Origin of the sequence: Aeromonas sp. QDB62 (assembly GCF_027705695.1) — a bacterium.
In the GTDB taxonomy this organism is placed as follows: domain Bacteria; phylum Pseudomonadota; class Gammaproteobacteria; order Enterobacterales; family Aeromonadaceae; genus Aeromonas; species Aeromonas allosaccharophila.
This window is the reverse complement of the sequence record NZ_JAPDCD010000025.1, coordinates 65,126-72,214: the sequence shown is the minus strand read 5'-3', so window position 1 is coordinate 72,214 and position 7,089 is coordinate 65,126. Positions and strand designations below refer to the sequence as shown.

General features: G+C 59.9%; 7 protein-coding genes and 1 tRNA gene. 4 read left to right on the top strand and 4 right to left on the bottom strand.

Translation table 11 applies throughout. The annotated features are described in order from the left end of the window. Nucleotides 1–80 precede the first annotated feature (80 nt). Nucleotides 81–260 (bottom strand): hypothetical protein, encoded by a 180-nt coding sequence (locus tag OKC27_RS13855; RefSeq protein ID WP_270806406.1) that lies wholly within the window; start codon nt 258–260, stop codon nt 81–83. Between OKC27_RS13855 and OKC27_RS13850 the strand changes: the two genes are divergently transcribed. Then, nucleotides 183–680: an amidohydrolase family protein gene (locus tag OKC27_RS13850; protein ID WP_333563346.1), complete on the top strand. Its 498-nt coding sequence runs from the start codon at nt 183–185 to the stop codon at nt 678–680. The two genes, OKC27_RS13855 and OKC27_RS13850, sit on opposite strands and share 78 nt — an antisense overlap. Nucleotides 681–963: 283 nt before the next feature. Here OKC27_RS13850 and OKC27_RS13845 read toward each other — a convergent pair. Next, nucleotides 964–1,051, bottom strand: a tRNA-Ser gene (locus OKC27_RS13845). Between the two features lie 209 nt (nt 1,052–1,260). On the opposite strand from OKC27_RS13845, the gene OKC27_RS13840 reads away from it, so the two are divergent. The 3 genes from OKC27_RS13840 (at nt 1,261) to OKC27_RS13830 (ending at nt 4,695) form a co-directional block, all read left to right on the top strand. Continuing rightward, entirely contained in the window at nt 1,261–1,917 is a 657-nt protein-coding gene (locus OKC27_RS13840; RefSeq protein ID WP_042061979.1) for a Bax inhibitor-1/YccA family protein, read from the top strand. A gap of 249 nt (nt 1,918–2,166) precedes the next feature. Continuing rightward, nucleotides 2,167–4,320: a YccS family putative transporter gene (gene yccS / locus OKC27_RS13835; RefSeq protein ID WP_270806405.1), complete on the top strand. Its 2,154-nt coding sequence runs from the start codon at nt 2,167–2,169 to the stop codon at nt 4,318–4,320. A gap of 24 nt (nt 4,321–4,344) precedes the next feature. After that, nucleotides 4,345–4,695, top strand: coding sequence for a TusE/DsrC/DsvC family sulfur relay protein (locus OKC27_RS13830; protein ID WP_005347582.1), 351 nt, complete (start codon nt 4,345–4,347; stop codon nt 4,693–4,695). Nucleotides 4,696–4,791: 96 nt separating this feature from the next. Here OKC27_RS13830 and OKC27_RS13825 read toward each other — a convergent pair whose 3' ends face one another. Continuing rightward, nucleotides 4,792–5,706: a Gfo/Idh/MocA family protein gene (locus OKC27_RS13825; protein WP_201934413.1), complete on the bottom strand. Its 915-nt coding sequence runs from the start codon at nt 5,704–5,706 to the stop codon at nt 4,792–4,794. 357 nt (nt 5,707–6,063) lie between these two features. After that, on the bottom strand, nt 6,064–7,014 hold the full coding sequence (locus tag OKC27_RS13820) for a transposase (protein ID WP_270806404.1): 951 nt from the start codon (nt 7,012–7,014) through the stop codon (nt 6,064–6,066). Nucleotides 7,015–7,089 lie beyond the last annotated feature (75 nt).

Here is a 7,089-nt window from a genome sequence, read left to right as displayed (position 1 = left end):
TCCTGTCCAAATATATCGTCGATGTGGTTGAGGATTAGTTCGTGGTTAAACATGGGGATAGTCTGTTGGGTATTAGCTGGTCAAGGATGGCGATCATACCTCAGAAGCCGCGCCACGCCTCGCTCATATGAGGGGATGGTTAAGGTTGGCAACTGCTCACCCACGTCAACGGTGATGCGGCCATCGATCAGCTGATCAAGGGGATTGAGGCCAGCGAGAAGCAACATGGCAAGCCGGATCGGGGCTTTGTCGCCATCCATGCCCAGACCGCCCGCAAGGATCAGGTCGCCTCATTCCAGCGACTCGGCATCTTCCCCTCCTTCTTTCCGATGCATACCTTCTACTGGGGGGATTGGCACAGTGACTCTGTGCTTGGCAAAGAGCGGGCACAACATATCTCCCCCACCGGATGGGCCCGTGAACTGGGGATGATTTTCACCTCGCACCATGATTCCCCCGTGGCATTACCTGACGCCATGCGGGTCTATTATGCGACCGTCAACCGGGTCAGTCGTACCGGGCGCCTTATCGGGCCGGATCAACGGGTCTCCGCTCTGGATGGACTGAAGGCACAGACGCTGTGGGCGGCAACCCAATACAAGGAGGAGCACGACAAAGGTTCTCTGGAGGTCGGCAAGCTGGCAGACCTGGTGGGCTCTCGGCAAACCCGCTCAAGGTGAAACCGGAAACTCTGGCCGATATCCGGATCGAAGAGACGATAAAGGAGGGGGTCTCCATCTACCAACGTGACGGGCAGACAGCTCAGGAGTCCACAGGCTGTACGGACTCTGCACGCTGCAGTGCGGTGGCCACGACAGCCATGGTGGCAGCAGGCCTATTGCATCATCAGCCACACTAGACCCCATGGCCTGACGCCTTCCTGCGTTGGGCCATGCCTCTCCCACCAAAACCGCAGATACGATAAAGCCCAAGCGATTGAATCGCTTGGGCTTTCTCTTAATATGGCGGAGGAGGTGGGATTTGAACCCACGGATGGTCGCCCATCGCCGGTTTTCAAGACCGGTGCATTCAGCCGCTCTGCCACCCCTCCGAACGGCGTGCATACTACGTCAATGGCCCGTTCATATGCAATACATATTTCCTGTGGGATAGTGTGCGGGAGCAAAATGGCAGGTGGCTTGAAATTGTTCCTCGTCATCCCTATTTGTTCTACATACAATGCCTATTACATGCAGTAACAAACAGCGATCACGAGGCGGCTGCTCGCCGTCTCACCCGGACATCAAGAGGACACCCAAGATGGATACCCGTTCTATCTACACTGGCACCCAAAGTGCCGTACGCGATACCAACAAGGTGCTGCGTAACACCTATATGCTGCTCTCCCTCACTCTGGGCTTCTCTGCCGTGGTGGCGGGCATCGCTACCGTGATGAACATGCCGCCGCTGCACTGGGCCGTGTTCCTGATCGGCGTCTACGGTCTGATGTTCCTGACCGAAAAGAATCGCAACAACGGCATGGGGCTGGTCTTCACCTTCGCCCTGACCGGTTTGCTGGGCTATAGCCTGGGCCCCATCATCAACATGTACATGAACAATGGTGGTGGCGAGATCGTGATGACCGCCCTTGGCGGCACCGCGCTCACCTTCTTCGGTCTGTCTGCCTATGCCCTGACCACCAAGCGTGACCTCTCTTTCATCGGCGGCATGCTGTTCGTCGGTTTCTGGGTACTGCTGGTGGCCATGGTGGCCAACATCTTCCTGCAGATGAGCGCCCTGAGCCTGGCCCTGTCCGCCATGTTCATGCTGTTCTCTTCCGGCGCCATCCTGCTGACGACCCAGCAGATCGTGCGCGGCGGCGAGACCAACTACATCTCTGCCACAGTCACCCTGTATGTCTCCATCTACAACATCTTCCTGAGCCTGCTGAGCCTGCTTGGCGGCAACCGCAACTAATCAGAAACCCCGCTTCGGCGGGGTTTTTACTGGCTCCTCTTTCTGTCAGGATAAGTTGTAAATCAAGGATATGAAGCGAAGTGGCCCTGATTTGGATCAGGGCCACTTCGCGCTTGGCGGGTTACTATCTCGCTCTCGTTTCGATCAAGGGTTTCACCTGTCTCATGCCGATGGATCTCTCTGGCCTGCTGCGCCGACTGCTGACTGATAGTCACATCGATTTTGCTTCGCTCAAGGGTGGTGCCTAGCATGCCCATGGACTTCTCCGGTTTGTTACGCCGACTGCTGACCGATAGTCACATCTACTTCGCCCTCAAGGTGCTGCTGGCCATTCTCGGTCTGCTCGCCTTCACCCTGGCCACAGGCAATATCCAGCTCACCGTGCTGCTCTCCCTCGGGGTAGTGGCGGGCGCCATCGCCGAAACCGACGACAGCCTGTGGGGACGGCTCAAAAACCTCGCCATGACGCTCATCTGCTTCATGTTCGCGTCCCTCTGTGTGCAGTATCTCTACCCCACCCCCTGGCTGTTTGCCATTGGGCTGGCCAGCTCCACCTTTATCTTCGTGATGGTGGGTGCGCTCGGTGCCCGCTACGCCACCATCAGCTTCGGCTCGCTGCTGATCGCCATCTACACCATGCTGGGGGCCGCCAAGGCGCCGGATCTCTTCTACCAACCGCTGGCGCTCGGCGCCGGTGCCCTCTGGTACGGGCTGGTCTCGTTTATCTGGCTCTGGCTGCTACCCTACAAAACCCTGCACGAGCAGCTGGCCCAGAGCTACTTCGCCCTTGGCCGCTATCTGCTGGAAAAGTCCCGCTTCTTCCCGGCGGACGAGCACGGCGCCCAGGCCATTCGCCACAATCTGGCCCAGCTCAACATCAATCTGGTGAGCGCGCTGACCCTCACCAAATCGGCCCTCAACGCCCGCCTGAGCCGCCGCCATCCGGCCAGCCCCGAACTTGCCAGCCTGCTGCGCCTCTATCTGCTGGCGCTGGAAATTCACGAGCGCGCCACCTCCAGCCACTACCCCTACAGCCGGCTGGAGGCGGAGCTCAAGCAGGGCATCGTACTGGAAGGATTTCAGGAGGTTTTCCTGCAACTCTCCGAGGCGTGCCAGCGACTGGGCTACGCCATTCTGGTGCACAAGCCCTACGCCCATAACAAGCGTATTCACTGGACTCTGGAGGCCCTCGGCGATCAGCTGGAGTTCACCAATCTCAAGCAGCACTACCCGAAAACCCTGCTGACACCGATGAAGTTCCTGCGCCGCAATCTGGCCAGCATCAACCAGCTGCTGGGCAGCGCCGAAGTGCTGCAAAACCCCGAACAGCCGCAGCAGGAGCTGCCCGCGCTGGCTCGCCCGCCCCGCCTGCCGCTGCTGGCCCAGCTCAAGCAGCATCTCACCTTGCACTCCATGGTGTTTCGCCATGCGCTGCGTTTGTCGCTCGGGCTGGTGATCGGCTACGGCATACTGCAAGCCTTTGATCTGGAAAAGGGCTACTGGATTTTGCTGACCGTGCTGTTTGTCTGCCAGCCCAGCTACAGCGCCACCCGCCGCCGACTGGTGCAGCGGATGCTCGGCACCTTCGCCGGTATTCTGGTGGGCATTCCGGTGCTCTGGCTCTTCCCCGAGCTGCACGTTCAGCTGGTGGTGATGGGGCTGGCCGCCTTCCTGTTTTTCACCCAGGTGCGCAACAACTACAGCGCCGCGGTCTGCTTTATCACCCTCTACGTGCTGATGGCGTTCAACCTGCTCGATGGCATCGGCTTTGCGATCCTCGGGCCGCGGCTGCTGGATACCCTGCTCGGCTGCCTCATCTCCTACGGGCTGGTGGCCTGGCTGTGGCCGGACTGGCAGTACAAGCGGCTGCCGACCCTGATCGCCAATTCGCTCTCGGCCAACGCCCGCTACCTCTCGGCGGTGCTGGCAAGCCTCAAGCAGCAACGGGACGAGTCCATCGACTATCGGGTGGCGCGCAAGAGCGCCCATCTGGCGGACAGCGAGCTGGCCACCGCCTGGCAGAGCATGCTGGTGGAGCCGCAAAAGCGCCGCCGCTTCCTCGATCTCTGCTTTACCCTCACCTGGCGCAACCACGCCCTGCTCTCCTACATCTCGGCGCTGGGGGCCCATCGCGACAAGCTGGAGGCCATCAGCGGGCTGGATGAGGTGCGCCACCACATCTGCCACACCCTGGAGCAGGCCGCCGGCCATCTGGCGGGCAACCCCTCCAGCGCCATCGGGGGTCAGTGCCCGGTGATAAGTCCAGACAGCAGCGAGGAGCAGCTGATGCTGACCCAGCAGCTCAACCTGATCAGCGAGCTGGCGGATCAGCTGCTGCATCTGGCCAACGAGAGCCGGTTGCTCACCGGGGATCAAGGCGCTACCATGCCCGCCCAATCCTGATAGCCCCATTAGCGAGGAGCCCCCATGTCTGCGTCCGAAAAACATCAGCTGGAATTCAACGGCCAACTCATCGAGACCGATGCCAAGGGCTACCTGCTCAACAGCAACGACTGGAGCGAGGAGCTGGCGCTGGTGCTGGCCGCACAGGAGGGGATCGAGCTGGAGGAGCCGCACTGGGAAGTGGTGCGCTTTGTGCGCGCCTTCTATCTGGAGTTCAACACCTCCCCCGCCATCCGTGCGCTGGTCAAGGCGATGGAGAAACAGTACGGCCCCGAGAAGGGCAACAGCCGCTATCTCTACAAGCTGTTCCCGGAAGGGCCCGCCAAGCAGGCGACCAAGATTGGCGGCCTGCCCAAACCGGTGAAATGCATCTGATCCCATAAAACAGGGGCCGCAACTGCGGCCCCCGTTGTTTTTCATGCGTCTTTCTCACGCACCGCGCATTCATGCCACGCGCACTTCCAGCCTGTCTTATCCCCGTTTGTCAGCCAGCGCGACCAGCTGCTCCGCCAGCCGGTGGCCGTGCAGGTAGGAGGCGATCAGCTCGCTATCGGCCTTGCCGATTGCAATCTGCTGATACCAGTGCTCCAGCATGGCGGCAAAGCCGCGCTGGGCCAGCACCGGCTGCCAGTCGTTGGGGGCCAGCATCTGCGCTGCCTTGTCGCGGGCGATGCTGCCGCGGGTGCAGTTCTCAAGGTGCAGGGAGAGGTTGTCGCCGTAGGCATCGATGCGCTCCTCGGTGATCCCCGCGCTGCGGTTCATGCTGCCGCTGATGGCGCGATCGCCGCTCTGCCAGCTGACGCTTACTCCGGCCAACAGACGCTTGTCCTTCGAATCCGGTCGCAATACCGCATGGAAGTCCCCCTGTGGCACGCCGCCATAGAAGCAGAGGCTGTCGAGCACATGGATAAAGTCGTCGAACAGAAAATCCCGCGCCTTGCCGGGCAGGGCGAAGCGGTGTTTTTGCCAATTGAGTTCGGTCAGCGGCTGGGCACGGGCCTCGGCCATGGCGGGCAGATAGCGGCGGTTAAAGCCGGTAAAGAGGGCGCAATCTTGCGCCACGGCGAGGTTGGCCAGCGCTTCGGCCTCGGCCAGATTGTCGCACAGCGGCTTGTCGACAAAGGTGGGGAGCCCTGCGCGCAGGCACTGCTCGGCAATCTGGCTATGCACCGCAGTGGCGGCGTGGATCATCACGGCGTCGGGGCGGCTGGCCAGCATGGCCGCCACATCGGTAAAGCACTCGGCGATCCGATACTGGCGGGCCAGCTTCTCCAGCACAGATGGATTGCGGGTGCAGAGCAGCGGCGTGACCCGCTCATCGCTCGCCAGCAGCGGCAGATAGGCTTTCTGGGCGATATCCCCCAGACCAATCATGGCAATGCGCATCTCAACTCCTTTTCTCTCGATAACGGGACAAGCGGATAACTGCCCGCACCATCGCAGGATTTGTCCCGCAGATCCAGCCTGCCACTCCGATATGCCGCTAACTCTCCCCTTGGCACCGAACAAAGAGAGCACCTCGGCTTCTCTTACTTCTTCTTCTCAAATTGGGACACCCACCTTATGGAGCAAGCCACTATCGCGCAGTTGCAGGCACCATAAGGGTCTGTGCATCCGAACTGATGCCTACAAAATTTGGCTAGTGAGAGAGATTTTCAGGTTTAGAAAGCAACGGCCCCTGCACAGCCATTTGCTGGACTATGTGCAATACCCGGAGCTATCGGCAGGGTGGACGCGAAGCAATCAAAGCCGTGGTTGATGGCATCGCCGCTGGCCACAGTGGTGGGCAAACTGCTGGCATTGATCTCTGTCTCCCACCACTCTGATCCCTTGTCGCCTGAACAGCGTCACCTGTTTCAACCAGCGAACACCATCAAGACCCAACCGTTCCAGAATGGGTTCAAGTTGGGCCGGAATATGACCCTGCTTGTCGGGCCGAATAGCACGGCCTGTCCAATCAACCAGCATCAGGTAATCGGTGAAGGCATAGGGCAATTCTTCAGGCTTCCCCTGGCTGGCAAACGGCAGCAAAAGTGGTGGCAAAACCTCAGGGGCAGCAGGCTCGTCAAGGCGCTGTTTGATACTGGTGTAGTCACTCTGCTCTGGCCGATCGGTCAACGCGGCTCGTATCGGATTGAGGTCAACATACGCCATACAGGCCAACAAGGCTGATTTGGTGAGCAAAGCCTGACTCTTGAAGCGGCCCTCCCAGAAATGGCCCTTGCAACCATCTTCCTGATTGGCCTGACGGGCCAGATTTTCATTGAGTAGCCGAATAAACCAGCTGATGGAGTGAAGCCGCTCCCGCCATAGGGCCAGCAATTGCTGCACGACAGCCAGTTCAGGCTCGATCAACGCCTCCCCCTGATACCAACGTCTGACCAACAGCGGCCACTGGAAAAGCGCCGCCCAGCGCTCAGCCACCTCCCGCTCACTCCAGTTGGCTGCGGTATCGGGCTCCACCTTGAGCACCAGATGATAGTGATTGCTCATCACCGCATAAGCACAAATGCCAATAGCAAACAGCCGCGACAGTTGCCCCAACTTGTCGACCACCCACTGACGCCGATGCTCGTAACTCTGGCCTGAATGGGCATCGTCACCACACAGGAAGGCTCGCCGCACACAGCGGCTGACCACGTGGTAGTAAGGCGTATCCTGCAAACTGATTTGACGTGAACGGGCAATGGTCATGGCGCATCCCTCAACGGTGACCTCTCAAGTCAAGACCAGCACTACGCCGCTGTCAAAAAGGTGGGTGTCCCAGAT